The organism is Rhodococcus sp. 4CII (assembly GCF_014256275.1).
In the GTDB taxonomy this organism is placed as follows: Bacteria; Actinomycetota; Actinomycetes; order Mycobacteriales; family Mycobacteriaceae; genus Rhodococcus_F; species Rhodococcus_F wratislaviensis_A.
Map to the genome: position 1 here is coordinate 7,031,189 of NZ_JACCFE010000002.1, position 15,450 is coordinate 7,046,638.

General features: G+C 65.9%; 19 protein-coding genes. 7 read left to right on the forward strand and 12 right to left on the reverse strand.

Annotated features, from left to right (window positions below; genetic code table 11):
- Positions 1–11: 11 nt before the first annotated feature.
- Complete coding sequence (locus H0B43_RS33245; RefSeq protein WP_185724069.1) at positions 12–161, reverse strand: hypothetical protein; 150 nt, start codon at positions 159–161, stop codon at positions 12–14.
- A 97-nt stretch (positions 162–258) separates the two neighbouring features.
- Between H0B43_RS33245 and H0B43_RS33250 the strand changes: the two genes are divergently transcribed.
- Together H0B43_RS33250 and H0B43_RS33255 are read left to right on the forward strand one after the other, a co-directional pair.
- Positions 259–513 (forward strand): hypothetical protein, encoded by a 255-nt coding sequence (locus tag H0B43_RS33250; protein ID WP_185724068.1) that lies wholly within the window; start codon positions 259–261, stop codon positions 511–513.
- Complete coding sequence (locus H0B43_RS33255) at positions 510–731, forward strand: hypothetical protein (RefSeq protein ID WP_185724067.1); 222 nt, start codon at positions 510–512, stop codon at positions 729–731. The genes H0B43_RS33250 and H0B43_RS33255 overlap by 4 nt, the downstream gene beginning before the upstream one ends.
- Before the next feature lie 73 nt (positions 732–804).
- On the opposite strand, the gene H0B43_RS33260 is transcribed toward H0B43_RS33255, so the two are convergent.
- From H0B43_RS33260 to H0B43_RS33285, 6 genes are all read right to left on the reverse strand, one after another.
- Positions 805–1,080: a WhiB family transcriptional regulator gene (locus H0B43_RS33260; RefSeq protein WP_185724066.1), complete on the reverse strand. Its 276-nt coding sequence runs from the start codon at positions 1,078–1,080 to the stop codon at positions 805–807.
- Positions 1,081–1,247: 167 nt separating this feature from the next.
- The gene (locus tag H0B43_RS33265) at positions 1,248–1,751 is read right to left on the reverse strand and encodes a GNAT family N-acetyltransferase (RefSeq protein WP_185724065.1); all 504 of its coding nucleotides are present in this window, start codon (positions 1,749–1,751) and stop codon (positions 1,248–1,250) included.
- Between the two features lie 550 nt (positions 1,752–2,301).
- Positions 2,302–3,561, reverse strand: coding sequence for a hypothetical protein (locus H0B43_RS33270; protein WP_397517429.1), 1,260 nt, complete (start codon positions 3,559–3,561; stop codon positions 2,302–2,304).
- Between the two features lie 103 nt (positions 3,562–3,664).
- Positions 3,665–4,648 (reverse strand): VWA domain-containing protein, encoded by a 984-nt coding sequence (locus H0B43_RS33275; protein WP_185724064.1) that lies wholly within the window; start codon positions 4,646–4,648, stop codon positions 3,665–3,667.
- Positions 4,645–5,475, reverse strand: a complete 831-nt coding sequence (locus H0B43_RS33280; RefSeq protein ID WP_185724063.1) for a hypothetical protein — start codon at positions 5,473–5,475, stop codon at positions 4,645–4,647. The genes H0B43_RS33275 and H0B43_RS33280 overlap by 4 nt, the downstream gene beginning before the upstream one ends.
- A 242-nt stretch (positions 5,476–5,717) precedes the next feature.
- Complete coding sequence (locus tag H0B43_RS33285; RefSeq protein ID WP_185724062.1) at positions 5,718–6,086, reverse strand: CD225/dispanin family protein; 369 nt, start codon at positions 6,084–6,086, stop codon at positions 5,718–5,720.
- A 343-nt stretch (positions 6,087–6,429) separates the two neighbouring features.
- Between H0B43_RS33285 and H0B43_RS33290 the strand changes: the two genes are divergently transcribed.
- Positions 6,430–7,818, forward strand: a complete 1,389-nt coding sequence (locus tag H0B43_RS33290) for a HAMP domain-containing sensor histidine kinase (RefSeq protein WP_185724061.1) — start codon at positions 6,430–6,432, stop codon at positions 7,816–7,818.
- A gap of 69 nt (positions 7,819–7,887) precedes the next feature.
- Here the strand turns inward: H0B43_RS33290 and H0B43_RS33295 are convergent, their stop codons facing one another.
- The 4 genes from H0B43_RS33295 to H0B43_RS41935 all read right to left on the reverse strand — a co-directional run bounded on the left by H0B43_RS33295 (position 7,888) and on the right by H0B43_RS41935 (position 11,300).
- Positions 7,888–9,234 (reverse strand): HAMP domain-containing sensor histidine kinase, encoded by a 1,347-nt coding sequence (locus H0B43_RS33295; protein ID WP_312033627.1) that lies wholly within the window; start codon positions 9,232–9,234, stop codon positions 7,888–7,890.
- The gene (locus H0B43_RS33300) at positions 9,231–9,911 is read right to left on the reverse strand and encodes a response regulator transcription factor (RefSeq protein ID WP_312033993.1); all 681 of its coding nucleotides are present in this window, start codon (positions 9,909–9,911) and stop codon (positions 9,231–9,233) included. Before H0B43_RS33300 ends, H0B43_RS33295 begins: the two co-directional genes overlap by 4 nt.
- 54 nt (positions 9,912–9,965) lie before the next feature.
- Positions 9,966–10,325, reverse strand: coding sequence for a hemophore-related protein (locus H0B43_RS33305; protein WP_185724060.1), 360 nt, complete (start codon positions 10,323–10,325; stop codon positions 9,966–9,968).
- A 153-nt stretch (positions 10,326–10,478) separates the two neighbouring features.
- Positions 10,479–11,300, reverse strand: coding sequence for a polysaccharide deacetylase family protein (locus H0B43_RS41935; RefSeq protein ID WP_185724059.1), 822 nt, complete (start codon positions 11,298–11,300; stop codon positions 10,479–10,481).
- A gap of 337 nt (positions 11,301–11,637) precedes the next feature.
- Here H0B43_RS41935 and phoU point away from each other — a divergent pair, with 337 nt between their 5' ends.
- Positions 11,638–12,315, forward strand: coding sequence for a phosphate signaling complex protein PhoU (gene phoU, locus H0B43_RS33315; protein WP_312033626.1), 678 nt, complete (start codon positions 11,638–11,640; stop codon positions 12,313–12,315).
- Between the two features lie 27 nt (positions 12,316–12,342).
- Here the strand turns inward: phoU and H0B43_RS41940 are convergent, their stop codons facing one another.
- The gene (locus tag H0B43_RS41940; protein WP_185724058.1) at positions 12,343–12,672 is read right to left on the reverse strand and encodes a hypothetical protein; all 330 of its coding nucleotides are present in this window, start codon (positions 12,670–12,672) and stop codon (positions 12,343–12,345) included.
- Positions 12,673–12,769: 97 nt separating this feature from the next.
- Here H0B43_RS41940 and H0B43_RS33325 point away from each other — a divergent pair, with 97 nt between their 5' ends.
- The 3 genes from H0B43_RS33325 (at position 12,770) to H0B43_RS33335 (ending at position 15,307) form a co-directional block, all read left to right on the forward strand.
- Complete coding sequence (locus H0B43_RS33325; protein WP_185724057.1) at positions 12,770–13,570, forward strand: DUF2127 domain-containing protein; 801 nt, start codon at positions 12,770–12,772, stop codon at positions 13,568–13,570.
- Positions 13,571–13,869: 299 nt separating this feature from the next.
- Positions 13,870–14,097, forward strand: coding sequence for a hypothetical protein (locus tag H0B43_RS33330; protein WP_185724056.1), 228 nt, complete (start codon positions 13,870–13,872; stop codon positions 14,095–14,097).
- 67 nt (positions 14,098–14,164) lie between these two features.
- Complete coding sequence (locus tag H0B43_RS33335) at positions 14,165–15,307, forward strand: flotillin family protein (protein WP_185724055.1); 1,143 nt, start codon at positions 14,165–14,167, stop codon at positions 15,305–15,307.
- The last annotated feature ends 143 nt before the right edge of the window (positions 15,308–15,450 follow it).

Consider the following 15,450-nt stretch of genomic DNA (forward strand, 5'->3'; position numbering starts at 1 on the left):
GGCACCCTGTTTTAGAGGTATACCTGATCTCCCCACGTCGACGCCACTCGGTCGGGTGTCCAGCAGTCCCCGGACGGGGCGTCGACCCGGGCTCGTTCGCTGTCCCGGGGCCGCGATGCGGTGTCGACGTCCGAAGGCATTCCGGGGAAATGCTCCGTCATGCGCGCGCATCCTTCACAATGACCACCGAAAGAGCTTGACGTGCAACGTATTCGAATCCACTGCCGCTGTAGGTAAAGTTGAGAGGTAGGAGACCCGATGCCCGTTTCGTCACAGATGTTGTTGCAGCACGTTCAGGACCGCACCACCGATCTACGCCGATGGTTGGATACCGGTAGCAACGGTGCGGCCCTGAACGCGTATCTTCGCGACGAACCTGTCGACCATCGGTGGGTGGCCACCTACGAGCGACTGCGGCTCGACCTGCTGCAGGCAGTCGGGTGCGCGTGTCCTCCCCGGTCCGGGCGAGCGACGCCGACGTCGACCGTGGGGCGCCCGCCGCACGGCCGATGAACCAGAATCAGCGCCGGGCGCTGGAGCAGGTGCGCGACACCTGCGCCATGCTGCACAGTTTCATGGACACCGACGTCATGGACACCGATGCGGGCGACCAGCCCCTGCAACGGGTCCTTTCCGCGACATTCCAGCAACTCACCGACGACCTTCTCGACGCCGTGACCGCCGCAGAGTCGGCGGGAGTCCCCGAACATCTCATCTTCGACAGCATGTGAAGCGAACGTCGAGTCGAACTCGATAAATCATGCTGTAGAGCGGCGGGTGCAGGAAGCCGATGGGACCGGTCGCTTACCCGCCGAGTCGTGCGAGCCGTTCACCCGGTGTCGTCGCACCCCAGACGCCGTGCTGTTGGCCGGTGTGGAGGGCGTATTCGAGGCATTGCTCCACCACCGCGCAGCCGCGGCAGAATTCCTTGGCGAGATCTTCCCGCTCAGATCGCGCGTTCCTGCGTTCGGCATCCGCCGGGAAGAAGATCTCGGCATCTTCCTCCTGGCACCGCGCCGCCAGTCGCCATTGCCACAGCTCGGTGTCTTCAGGCTGCAGTGTTGTCACGAGTGTCGACATCGCTTCGACTACCTCCTTCGCTCTGGGTCGGCCCGTAGTACACCCCGATCGGCACCTCCGCAGAAGGGGTCGAATCTCCGGGATTCCGGGTGAACGTGCAGCAACAATTCCGCGGCCGGCCGGTGAGCCCGGCACGGTGGTCGTCGTGTCGACGACGTCGTCCGCCGTCACCGGTGGTCGAATACCTTCTCGAAACACTTCGAGAAGGGCAGGATTTCGTAAGGGGAGAAGGTCGGAATCCGGGAGTAACCACTCTTCTCGTATAATCTCACCGCATCCGGTTGCCGGTCGCCGGTCTGGAGGATCAAACGAGATCGTGCCGCCCTTACAGCGGCATCTTCGACCGCGCTCAACAATGCCGTCGATACACCGGTTCCGCGGTGCTCGCTTTTGACGAACATCCGCTTCAACTCCAGATCCTCGCCGTTCCGCCGAAGCGCGGCGTGGCCGACGGCTTCTCGGGTTTCGGTATGCACGGCATACGCGACCACTGTGAGGAAAACGGACTGCGGGTCAACCGCATTGGTGGCTGTGCGGTCTGCCGTCGACACCCGGTCGCTGTATCGCGGCCCGACCTCTGCGGCCATGGCTGCTCGCAAGGCCGCCGCGTCGGGGTCGAACCACGACACTTCGATCACATCAAGGGTCGAGAGTGTCAGTTCAGAGGGCATGTATTTTCTCCGTCGATGAAACCGCTGATTCGGTCGATAATCCATCAACCAGATCCCGGCATCGAGAGTTGAAATCACCATGACGCCAACATGGTCCGCCGAGTTCAGCTGGATTGTGGATGGATAGTTGGTCGGCCGGCACCGACCCGGGCGTTCCCGATCCGCAGCAATTTATGTCCGATTACGTCGAACTGCCCAATGTCAGGTCGTGTTTCTCGGTGCACACGCCGACAGCGGTGAGAACAGACGGTGACCACAGGCGTCGATCTTGCGATGTTTGCATGCTGGTCGGCGTCACTCAGCCAGGTGATAGCAGCCGCGAAAATGGCTGTCAGTCCGGCGTCTGGACACCCTAACGAGTCGGGCGAAGGCTCACTTCGCGTCAGCCGTCGCTACTGCGGGAATGAGCGGAGGAGTGCGGTTCGATTGCCGTGGTCGGGCGACGTTGCCGCGCCGCGGACGGTGACCCGACGGAGTTTCGCTGTGCTACCTCTTGCGGTCGCCCTGCGTCCGGGGCGAGGTCATGGTCGACGATTTCGAGGAGTTGTCCTCACCGAAGCTCAGTCAACAGAGCGGTGAGTCCCTGTGTCTCGGTGGCGGGGTCGGGTCTGCTTGCTCGCACGGCCTGAAGGACGGCGTCGATCCGGCCGTCGAGGACGCTCCACGCCGTTTGGTCGGCGGGGCGCAGTGTCGGCTCGTCGTCGTCCCATGCAGTTTCGAGGTCCTTGATCCGCGCCTTGGCGTCAGCCTGCTGCCCGGCCTGCACCTTGGTGAGCGTGTCCTGGGCGATGGTGCGGAACTTGGCGACCTGTGCCGGTGGGAAATGCGCGGTCGCCTGACCCGGGTCGAGTGTCGCGGTCACCGGCGGCGTACCGGATTCGTCCTCCTCGCTCGCCACGGTCACGTGTGGCTGCCCGGCCGCCCAGAGGAGCAGTGCGCCGGTCGCGACCGCGACTGCGGCGTAGTACCCGAGCATGATCCGCTCGCGGGCCGCAGTCGTGGTGACGGTCGGAGTGTGGGTCCGTTCGTGCTCTTCGATGACGTCGCTGCGGGTGAGGGTGAGGTACCCGACCGTCGCGAGGATCGCAACGAGGAAGACCACACTGGTCAGGGCGGTACCCCACCCGAGGCCGTGCTCGGCCGAGGGGGACGCCAGCCAGTCACCGAGGTTCGCCCCCAGCGGACGAGTGAGGATGTAGGCGAGCCAGAACGACAGCACGGCGTTCGCCCCCAGTCGCCAGCCGAACACGATCAAGACGATCAGACCGGCCGGCAGGAGCACCGATACTCCCGGCCCCCAGCCGGTGAGCTCGAGCGTCCAGTCACCCGCGGCCGTGCCGAGCGCGAAGGTGATCAGCACGGCGAGCCAATAGAACAACTCACGAGCAAACGTGACGATGCTGTGGATCGACAATGTCCGCTCCCGGGCGTACCAGACGCCGAAAACGACGGCGAGTGCCCCTGCGAAGATGCTCGTGCTCACCGCGAGCGGAACACGGAGAGCGTCGGTGAGAATGTCCGTGTAGAGCGTGCCGGTCACGCTGAGCACAACAACCGTCAGCCAGTAGGCGATCGGCACGTACCGGTCCAGGCGAAGCTGCCATCCCAGCACCGCGCCAAGTATCACCGTGAAGATGAGGGCGGTCGTGTTCAGACCGACACCCAGAGTCATGTCGATCCAGTCGGCGAAGCTCTCACCCACGGTCGTGCACAGGATCTTGATGACCCAGAACCACACCGTGATCTCGGGCACCTTACTCAGCATCGTGCGCCCAGTCGTGGCAGCCGCGGACCGCGTCGTCTCGTTCACAATGCCCGACTGTAGGGACCTGTGGCTGAGCAGGCGCTGAGTGCTGTGATACGCCCAGCCCTGGTGGTGGCCCGTTCCCTTGCTCGACGACGGGCCGGGGTCCTCAGGCCAGGCGCCGGGTCAACGCTAGGCCCGTGGCGGCGGCCGCGGCGACCAGTGCGGAACCGAGGATCAGCCAGGGCCGGCTGGCGTCGCCGAGTTGGTTCTCGTAACCGATCTGCTGCTGGAGGTCCTGGTAGCTGGCATCGAGTTCGTCGGCGGTGGTGGCGGTGAAGAATGATCCACCGGATAGGTCGGCGATCTCCCGGAGGGAGTCGTCGTCGACGGGGACGGGGACGGTCCGGCCTTGAATGTCGACCGTGCCGTGGGTGGTGCCGAAGGAGATCGTCGAGATCGGGACGTTCTTCTGTTTCGCCAGCCGGGCGGCGGTGAACGCGCCGCGCGGGTCGTCCAGGGCGGCGGGCTCGGTCTGTTTGCCGTCCGACAACAGGACGATCCGGGCCGGCGGCGGACCGCCGTCGCCACCGCCGAGCACGCTACCGAGGGTGTCGATCGCCTGCAACGCGGTGAAAATTGCTTCCCCGGTCGCGGTCCGCTCGGCCAATTGGAGGTGATCGAGCGCGCGTGAGACGGCGGCATGGTCGACGACAGGGGAGACCAGAACCGACGCCGTTCCGGCAAACGACTCGAGCCCGAGATTGATGCCCGGGGTGAGGGTCTCGGCGAACGTCTTCGCGCCGGCCTGCGCCGCCGCGAGACGTGTCGGTGACACATCCGTCGAACGCATCGATAACGACACGTCGATCACCAGCATCACCGTGGCCCGATTGCGCGGAACCCTACGGGCGGCGGTCGGCCCGGCCAGTGCGACCGTCAACAGCACCAGGCCGATCAGCATCAGCGCAATGGGGACATGCCGGGACAACCCACGTCGGCGGGGTGCCACGCTGTCGAGCAGTTCGAAGTTGGTGAACCGCAGAAAGTTTCTGCGTCTCCGGCGCTGCACCCACAGATACCCGGCCAGCAGGGCGGCAATGATTGCCGCGAACAGCAACCACAACGGTGAAGTGAACCCGGACACGCTCATCTGTACGCCCGACGTCCCGGGTTCGAGCCGTACGGTCGCGCACCACGGCACCACGGCACCGCGGCCCAATACCGCCACGCCGCACGCCCTCGCCGAAAGGACGATGCAGTGTGCCGTGACCGCGTCTCGGCGGCGGCGCGCCGCACCGGTCCTGCCGCGCATGTAACGACGAGTGCGGCGAGCAGCATCGCGACAATGACAACGGTCAGGCGATCGTCCCCCGAATACAGCCGACCGACCGGAGCGGCGACGACCGCGAGCACGCCGGCACCGACCGCGCCGACCCGGCGGGGGCGCGAACGGATGACGCTCGCGATCGCGGTGAAGAGTCCGAACAATGCAGTCAAGGCAGCGAATACTGCACCCGGCAGCACAGATCCGCCGTCGTCGGCCAGCGCGGCGCCGCCGAGCGCCGCGGCCCCCACCGCTGCCAGAACCATCCCGGCGGCAGCGTCCCTCCTGCGGTGCCGCAGTGCAAGGGCCCAGACCGCAGTGCCCGTGGTTACGGCGACCGCACTGGCCGGGGCGCCGCTCAGGCGCGTGAGCTCGTCGAGCAGCGCGGTGTGATGACCGTCCAGAAACGACGCGATTGGCCGGTCTGCGCCGGTCAACCATCCCCCGACGTGGATGTGAACGCAGAAGACCGCCAGGGCCGCGGCCAACCCCGAGACCCTCAGCCCGGTGGGCAGCACCGGCCCGGTGGCGAAGAATCCGGCTCCGAACACGGCCGCGGCGATCGCCAGGGCGGGTAATGCGATCTCCATCGTCGCGCTCTCGGTCACCACCTCGGTGACGACCTCCTGCACCAACGGCAGTGTGCGCGACACCCCTCCAGTGTCGAGTGCCGCCGCTGTGGAAACACTGAGAACCGGTGGTGCCCGGCCCTGAGGGTGTGGTGCGGTGATCGTGCCGTCGGCGGAACGCGGGCACCCGCCCTCTGTCGGCGGCCCCATACATCCTCCAACCGGTTCAGGGGCCGCCGGGGGACCGGGCCTCATGTGCCGGCGGGTTCACCGCGATTAGCCACCCTCGAGCGGATCCGTCGGTGGTGAGCGCCCGTCGGTGGATGTCACTCGCTTCGGTGGTGGTGGAACTGGCCGCCGTCCCCGCCGTGGGAGATCAGCACAATCGCCGCGATCACGTACAGGACGACCGCGAGGAGCAGCAGGGCGCCGAAGATCCACAGCGACAACTGGCCGAGTTTGCGGACCCGGCGCGAGGCGTAGAGTGCGCCGTCGGTATCACCACCGGCCCACAATGGATACACCTCGAACGCGTGGTGAAACGCAGAAAATGCCAGCGGCCAGAAAAACAGCAGTGACACCACCGCCCAGCCGGCATTGCTGCTCGGTCTCGGCTGCGCAACGGAACTGCTGCCCGTGACGGAAGGGGAGCGTTCCGGCTCGTTTGGTGCGGGTTCGGAGAGCGGAGACTCCATGATGTAAACCTCCCGTCCGTAGAAGGATCACTACCGAACGTATGTGGAGTTCGTTGAGAAATCGCTGAGAGCAGCAAGATCCTCTGGCCTCACGAGATGCATTGGCAGAAAGTCTTTTCGAACTAGGGGCGATTGACGTCACAGGTTGGGGAAACTACGCGTGATACCCGGCAGCGATGCGACTCGGGGTGCTGTGTGGTGGGTGCGGTGCCCCATCAACGGGCTGTGGTCCGATTGGTTCCTCAATGGCCGTTTCCTCGATCGCGAGGGTCCGCTTCACGAATACGCGACGCGGTACCCGGGGCCCAGCCGGTGGCAGAAAATATGGCGGATGATGGCCGACATGAATGTCGCACCGATGTGGTTGACACCGTCCCGGTGGGGGCTGGCCCTGCGTTCGGCCCTGAGTGCCGGTGTGGTGGTCGCGGCCGCACTGGCGTTAGGCGCGGCGGCGCTGCTGTTCGTGCTCGACCGGGCCCTGCTCTTCGCGCTCGACGAGGCCGCGACCTCCCGCGCCGCAGACATCGTCGCCGGATTGCGCACCGACTCACCGGCCGACCTCGACAGCCAGCTCCTCGACACCGATCAGCGCATCACCCTGGTGCAGGTCGTCGACAGCGGAAGCCGGGTGGTGCGATCCTCGGCGGACGAGCCCGGTCTCCCGGTCACCGGGATCCAGCCCCCGCCGGGGAGCGAACCACTTCGCGGGTTGGTCACACCGGGAGCGGATGGGGCCGATCTTCGGGTCACGGTGCAGGGGACGCGCGGGGTCGGCGGCGACTACAGCGTGATCGTTGCTGCCAGCGAGGAGCCGGTGGAGGCGACCTTGGCCACCGTCGGCGGACTCCTCGCGGTCGGGGCACCGGTCATCGCCGTCGTCGCGGCGGCGGCGACCTTCAAACTGGTACGGCGCTCATTGCGGTCGGTCGAACGGATCCGCACCGAGGTGGCCACGATTTCGAGCACCGATCTGAGCGAACGAGTACCGGTACCGCGCCCACGCGACGAGATCGCCGCGCTCGCATGCACGATGAACGACATGCTCGCCCGTCTGCAGAGCGGGCATGCCGCTCAGCGGCGGTTCGTCGCCGATGCCTCCCACGAGTTGCGCAATCCCCTGGCGACCGTGACCGCGGCCTTGGAGGTGGCTGATGCGCGCCCCGAAATCCTCGACCAGGAGCTGATCCGTGGCACCCTCCTGCCCGAGGCGATGCGGATGCAGCTACTCGTCGACGACCTGGTCTTGCTGGCGCGGGCCGACGAGCGGGGCCTGCCGCTCCGGGTCGTCGATGTCGATCTCGACGACGTCGTCGACAGCGAAGTCCGCCGCACACGTCCCGGTGACCGCGTCACCGTGAAAGCCGAGGTGACTCCGGTGCGCATTCGCGGTGACGCGGATCAGCTGTCGCGGGCGGTGCGAAACCTGATCGACAACGCAGTGCGGTACGCGGCCACGACCGTGACGGCGGCGGTCCACCGTCGGGGCGGTACCGCGTACGTCGTTGTCGACGACGACGGACCGGGGATACCGGAGCCCGACAGGATGCGGGTGTTCGAGCGGTTCGTGAGACTGGACTCGGCGAGATCGCGGTACGCGGGAGGATCCGGTCTCGGTTTGGCGATCGTCGCCGAAATCGTCTCAGCCCATGACGGTTCGGTGCGGATCGACTCGACGGCGGGTGGCGGGACACGGGTCGTGATCACCCTTCCGGCGGGGCAGCCGAATCCGTAGACGCGGTCGTCAGCCGGTGGCCCACACGGTGGACCGTGTCGATGGTGCGGGTCGGAACGGCGTGGGAGGCTATCTCGCGGTGACGTCAGTGGTGTCGATCTTCAGGGTTGCGCGCAGCCCGCCGAGCGGGCTGTCGGTGAGGGTGATACTGCCGCCGTGGAGCGCGGCTTGTTGCGCGACGAGAGCGAGACCTAGGCCGGATCCGCTGACCTGCGGGTGGGGTCCGCGTTCAAATCGTCCCAGGACGCGTTCACGGTAGGTCAGGGGCAGGCCGACACCGTTGTCGTCGACGCACAGCTCGATCCGTCGGCGGTCTGCGTGGTCGACGACGGTGGCGGACAGTTCGATTTCCGTTGCGCGCCCGTGGGTGAGGGCGTTGCGGACCAGGTTGTCGGCCGCGAGCCGGATGCCGTCGGGCCATCCGGTCATGAGGAGGGGCTGATCGCCGCGGGTCGTAATCCGCACGGTGGGATGTGTGCGCGCATCTTCCTGTGCCAAGCGGTCGAATAATTCGGTGACGTCGAACGTGATCCGGTCCTCGGGCCTCATCATCTCGCCGGCAGCGAGGTGACCGAGCGCGGTGACGGTCGACTCGACGCGTCGTTGCGTGCGGATCAGGTCGCCCAGGATCTCGTCGAGTTCGGGCTGTCCGAGCGGTTGAGTACGCAGCATGTCCAGATCCGTGCGCATCGCGGTGAGGGGAGTGCGCAGTTCGTGGGCAGCGGCAGCGGCGAAGCCGCGGGCGGAATCCAACGCCGACCGGGTGCGTTCCTGTGCAATGGTCATTCGGGTCCACATGTCGGTGATCGCGCGGGAGAGCTCCTCTGCCTCGGCGGCGCCGCGCACCGGGGCGGGCGCAGGGACGCCCTCGGAGGTCAGGGTGCGGGTCTGGGTGATCAGCTGGCGCAGCGGGCGCACGGCACGGCCGGCGAACCACCAGCCCAATGCCGCGGCAAGGGCAACCGCCAGAGCCCCGGCGAGGGCGAGGCGGCGGGCGAGCGGACCGACCAGCACTCTGGTTGGGTTGTCCCGCACTCCCACCGACAACAGCGCCCCGCCGGGTCCGGCCACGGGAAGGGTGCGCACCCGATACGTGACCCCGTGAACGACTGCGGTGCTCAGCCCGGGCGTCGTCGCGGGCAGAATCACCGGCGTCGTTTCGGCGACGGTGTCGTCGATCCTGAGAGTTGCGACGTATCCCTGACCGCGGGTGATCGGGTTTCCGCTACCGGCCAAGGCTTCGGCCACGGCGTCGACGCGGCGGTCGCGTTGCTGATACTCGTTGGTCACCCATGTCACCGCAGCCAGGCCGGCCCCGAGCAATACGACCAGCGCGGCCGCGAGTCCCGCCGCCCACGCGACCCGGGCCCGCACCGACAGCGACCGTTTCGGCAACCCAGGCGATGACGGGCTCACCGGACCGGGTCCTCGCGCAGGACGAATCCGACACCACGCACGGTCTGGACCACCCGCGCGGCCCCGCCGGCTTCGAGTTTCCTGCGGAGATAACTGATGAACACGTCGACGACATTGGTGTCGGCGCTGAAGTCGTAACCCCAGACCAGCTCCATCAACCGTTCCCGGGCCACGACGACACCGATGTTGTCACTCAACGCCGCGAGCAGTTCGAACTCCCGTTTGGTCAGATCGACTCGAACTCCGTCGGCGAAGACGAGTCGACTGGCCGGGTCGATGTGAACGGAGCCGATCGTGCGCGCCGCACCGCGCTGGGGGAGTGCCGTTCCTCGGCGCAGCAAGGCATGCAACCGCGCCACCAGTTCGGTGATGTCGAAAGGCTTGATCAGGTAGTCGTCGGCGCCCGCCTCCAAGCCGGCAACCCGGTCGTTGACGGTGTCCAACGCGCTGAGCACGCAGATAGGGACGTCGTTGCCCATCGCTCGCAAGGCCGTGACCACCGCGACCCCGTCGAGGCCGGGCATCTGGATGTCGAGCACCACCGCGTCCGGCGCGGCGGCGCCGACCTGGCGGAGGGCGTCGCGGCCGTCCACTGCGGTGTCGACGGTGAACCCGGACATTCGCAGACCACGAGCCACCGAGCGGCGCACGTCCGGGTCGTCGTCCACCATCAGAATCTTTCGAGCAGCGTTCATACTCGACAATCTTGCCGCCGAATCGGTCTGCGCCGCTTATCGCATCCGGCACTGCTGTCGCAGGGCGTGTTCGGCCGAGCGAGCGTCTTTCAACGCCGCCGCGGCATCCGGGTGCGCGGCGAAGTACGCCTTCGCGTCGGACTTGCGCTGGTCCCTAGGCTCCATCCGCAGTGCGGTCAGTTCCTGATCGACGTCGGGATGCGCCTGCAGATATGCGGAGACTTTCGGTGCGCTGTCGGCGCGGGCGGCGGCGATCTGTCCCGCGGTGCACACCGCGGTCGGTGTCGGCGCCTTGTCCAGATGGGAGAGCGGAGCGGCCTGCGCCGCGGAGACCGACAATCCACCCACCACCGATACCCCGACCGCCACAATCGCTGCCCGAATTACCCTGCTCATCGGTGTCATTCCTGTACTCCCGTCCTGGGCCACACGCGGCGCCCTGCCGCGCTCACTGACGGTAGGGCCCGCTCCTTCACACACCGCTAAGTGTGGATGAGAAAACTCTGAGGAAAAGGCGTCCCGCGACATGAAGCCGCTTTCCGACAACCGCTATGGCTGTAGAAAGACGTCGTGCAGAGTGACGGTTCGGAGTTTGCGGTCGCGGATGATCTGAACGAGGTGCGGATACACGTGGGTGACGGGCAGGTAATTGAGGTGTCCGATGACGATTGCCTGCGGGGTGAAGTACTTGTCGGCCATCTGCATCAGATAGTCCTCGGTGATCAGCTGGGAGTCGGACAAGGACCCGAACCACAGGGTGGGGACGGTGTATCCGAGGCTCGCGGCCACCGCATCGACCGTGGTGTTGTGGTTGCCGTACGGAGGACGAAAATATGGTGTTGCATCGACACCGTAGGTGTTCTTCAGAAACCTGTCGTTCTTGGTCAATTCCTCCGCGATCCTGGATTTCGACACCGTGGTCAGATCCGGGTGAGACCAGGTGTGGTTGCCGAGCTGGATCTGACCGGAGTCCACCAACGGCCGCAACAGCGCCGTGTTGTCGGTCCAGGACGGGTACTGCCCGTTCACGAAATAGGTGAGTCGGATGCCCGTGTCCTTCGCGAACTGGGTGTAGAGGCGGACGACCTCGCTGTTCACACCGTCGTCGACGGTGAGCGCGAGAAGATCCCCCGTGCCTGGCAGTGCGGTCAACGCGCCGCCGCCGGGTAACCGGACCCTCGACGCCGGCGGCGGTGGCGGTAATACCGGCGGACTCGCCGGAGGGGGCGCGGGTGCCGGGGGTGGGCCCGGCTCGGTGGGATCGGGCATTGCTTCGCCCGCCGTGGCGCGGCCGCTGATTGCGTAGCCCGCACCGGTGGCGATGGCCACGGTCGCCGAGGCGAGCAGGGTCAAGAACTGACGTCGATCCACGCGCCAAAGTGTAAGGGCAGGAGGGGAAAAGTTTGGTGTCTGCGGCGCCGGCGGCGCCCAGTGTCGACGTCGATCGGGCTTTATGGGGCGCAGCGCGGCCAGAGCGATTGCGACAAGTTGCACTGAGGACGCAGATCTCCCTCTCGGAGAATATGTCTCACATCCTGTGTAAACGCTGAGAAGCGGCGTCCATCCGGGTGAACGGCAACGCGACTGTACTCGAGTGCGAGCGGTCGCTGAGAACGCGCTGAGAACGACGGCACTTTCCTTCCCTTCTTGGATTGCGCTGGAATAGTATTCGGGTGCTGCCCTCGTTCGCTGCAACCGATACGAGGCGGTGTACCGAGTCCTCGCCGCTGGCGACGCGGGGGCCGGTGCGATCGGCTCCCGCCGGCGCCCCCATGCGGTGTCGACGGGAGCGATATGCGGGCATGCCGAAACGGCCATCGCGGATGCCACCCGGGCCCTTCTGGCCGCCGATCTCCGCGCGGCCGAACAGGTGATCTCCCCTCGCGAATGGTTCGATGATGCCGCACAGGGATGGGAGAACAAGGCTTTCGCGCTCATCGCGCTGCAGGCCCCCGTCGCGGCGGACCTGCGGATCTTGGTCGGCGGGCTGCACATCTCCGCCGATCTGCAGAGGATGGGCGGACTCGCAATCCATATCTGTAAGCTCACCCGCCGTCGGCACCCCACCTACGTGCTCCCGGTGGAGGTGCGCGAAATCTTCACGAATATGGGACGACTCGCCGCCGCCCACACGGCGGAGGCCGGCGATGTCCTGCGGAACCGGAACGTCGAACGGGCCAGGAGGCTCGAGCACACCGACGACGAGATGGACGATCTCAACCGTACTCTGCTCGCACACACCACCTCCGGGCATTGGCCACACGGAGTCCAAGCCGCAATCGATGTGACGCTGCTCGGCCGCTTCTACGAACGCTTCTACGATCACGCCGTGGAAATCGGTCGGCAGGTGGTTTTCATGGAAACCGGCAAGCGGGACACGACGTAAGACTCGTCCTTGGTGGGATCCAGCGAATCAATGGGGATCGGGCGCAGAGCGGACCGCGATGTTCTCAACCGATGTCGTATTCTGGCCGGTGCAATCCATGACGACTGTGTAGAAGCTGCCCGATGGGATGCTGGTGAGCTTCACGGTCTGTGTCGCCTTCGGCACCAAAGTGATTTCTTTTGTCGCGATCGTCTCTTTGGATGGGTCCAGGACGCTGAAATCGCACTCTCGCGTCGTGTCGTCGCCCTTCGCGGTCACGGCCACCTGGCCCCGTCCGCCGACCGCGGTCACGGTCGCGTCGGCGGATGCCGCCCCGGCTCCAAGAGCGGCCAGTGCGATCGCCGCGGGTGCGACCAAGAAGGCCTTCGGAACGCATCGCTCCACATACCGAATTCTAGTCCTCGATCGATCGTTGGTATGCCCGCAAACAGGGGGGAATGGGTACGCTCCGGCTGTGGACTTCGCGCTCCGCTCGTGCAGTTGGCACGGGCACGAGACCTACGCCCCTGACGAACCGGCGCTGCGGGCCCGGTTGCGGGTGGACACGCCGGCGGGTGAAGCATGGCGGTGTCTGCGCTGCGCCAACTTCGTTCCCGGCCCGCCGAAGGCGTCCGGGCCGGCCGACAAGGCCCCGGAGGTTCCGCGTGGGCGCTTGCTGCGGGATCGGGTCATTATGCGCCTGCTCGCGGTCGAACGCGTGCTCCGAGCGCTCGTACTGATTCTGGTGGCCTTGGGTATTTTTCATCTCCGGACGTCGAAGACGCATGTGAAGGAGTCGTTCGACAACGAACTTCCCCTCATCCGGCCCCTCGCGAACCAGTTGGGCTGGAATATCGACGAGTCGAAGATTATCAAGACCATCGACGACACCTTCGCGCTGTCGTCGACCACGCTGACCTGGCTGGCGCTTGCCATACTGCTATATGCGCTACTGCAGTTGATCGAGGCGGTCGGTCTGTGGCTCGTCAGGCGGTGGGGCGAGTATTTCGCCGTCGTCGCGACCAGCCTTTTCCTTCCACTGGAGATTTTCGAGCTTTTCGAGAAGGTGACGGTGCTGCGGGTAGTCCTGTTGCTCGTGAACATCGCCGCCGTCGTGTGGCTGATCTGGAGTAAACGGCTGTTCGGCGTCCGTGGTGGGGGCCGCAGATACCACGAGGAGCACAGCGCGGAGAGTTTGCTGACCGTCGAGCGTGCCGCGGTCCTCGAGTCAGGAAAGCTCGACACGGAAGCGCCAGCTGTCCAGCGGGCCGAATGACGTGACCCGCTGGAGCGTGTCTGCTATTTGCGGAGACGGTGATGGATGACGAACTCGAGGCTATTGTCTGAGCCGGCCGTAATTCCGAGCTGTGGTCTTTCCGATATGCGACCAGTTGGATGGTGCCGGGATACTCGGCGGTGAACGCCTCGGTGAATCCCTGGTTCTGCGCGTTGAGTTCACTGAGGTGCTCGATCACGCTGCAGAAGTCGCACCACGCATCCGGGTTCGCCGAGTAATTGCCAATTTCCGTCTCGGATCAGGGTGGCGAAATGGCTGCGGGCGGTGAGAAGAGGAACATGGCAGGTGTGAACGAGTTGTCGGTCATCGGTTGTGTAGGTTCGCTGACAGTCGCGACCCGGGGACCCGATGGAGCGGGCGAAGTGCTCGTGACGGTCCGCGGATCGAGGGAGGCGTACCTCGCCTGGTCCGAGGAGCCGCTGCCGCGCGGCACCGAGGTACTGGTCGTCGACGTGCGCGGCGCCCGCACGGTCCAGGTCGAGTCGTGGATGGCGTTGGGGCTGTGACGAGACTGCCCGCCCGACAAGGGACCGGGCCGCGACCCGTCGATCAAATAACGAGAAGGGACGAAACATGTTCGGTTACCGGGTGCCTGCACCAGATGAGGCAATGCTGATCTCGGGCGGGCGAAGCGGAGGTAATGCACCGTTCCGGGTCGTCACCGGTCATGGCACCTTCATCATGCCGTTCTTCCGCAAGGTCCGATTCCTGACGTTGGCGATGTGTGAGGCCGAGGTCGAGGAGCGATGCGTGACCCAGCAGGGAATCAGTCTCAACGTTCGCGCCGTCATCGCGTTCAAGGTCGGAAACGACAGCGAAAGTATCATCAGTGCGGGCCAACGCTTTCTGTCCGACCAGGATCAGATGTCGGTGCTCACCGGCCGCATCTTCGCCGGGCATCTGCGCTCGATCATCGGATCGATGACGGTCGAGCAGATCATCAAGGAACGGCAGAAACTCGCGAGCGAGGTGCTCGACGGGTCGAAGGAGGAAATGGTCAAGATCGGGTTGACCGTCGACGCGTTGCAGATCCAGTCGATCGACGACGGTAACCTCGGTTACATCCTCGCGATGTCCGCGCCGCACAACGCAGCCATTCAACAGCAGGCGCAGATCGCGCAGTCTCGCGCCAATCAGGCGGCGGCGGAGGCGGAGCAGGAGTCGCAGCGCAATCAAGCGCAGTTCGCGCGGGAGACCGCGATCGTGCAGGCGCAGTACAAAGCCGAGGTCGACAGGGCCCAGGCCGAAGCTGCACAGGCAGGTCCGTTGGCGCAGGCCCAGGCGCAACGCGAGGTGCTGGCGATGAAGACGGAACTGGCGCAGCGCGCGGCCGAGCTACGCCAGCAGGAGCTGGTCGCCGAGGTGGTCAAACCTGCCGAGGCGGAGGCGGAGCGCGTCCGGATTCTCGCCCTCGCGGACGCGGAGAAGATGAAGATTCAGGCCGAGGCCGCCGCGTCACACGACCGGGTGGCATTGGACCGGATGCTGATCGACCAGCTGCCCGAAATTGTCAAGCAGGCTGCGCAGGGTCTATCGGGAGCGAATCTGACCGTACTCAACGGCGCCGACGGTCTCGGCGAGATCGCCACCGGCCTGGTCGGCCAGGGGCTTGCCATCTTCGAGTCCCTGCGGGCAGGGGTAGCCCAACAGCAACCGTCCGGGCACGCTTCGGATTCCTCACCCGACCGCGTCCAGCTGAACCAGCGTTCGGTGTAGTCCGGACCCGCGCCCTGCACAACGTCGTTCATACAAGTGTCGAGGCGAATCCGCGAGGGCAGCCCTGGTGGCGATCGCGCTCCCCTCCGCCATGTGTGCTCGTCCGGGTAGCGGCAGCGCCGCAGTAGATTTGGTGGCCACCG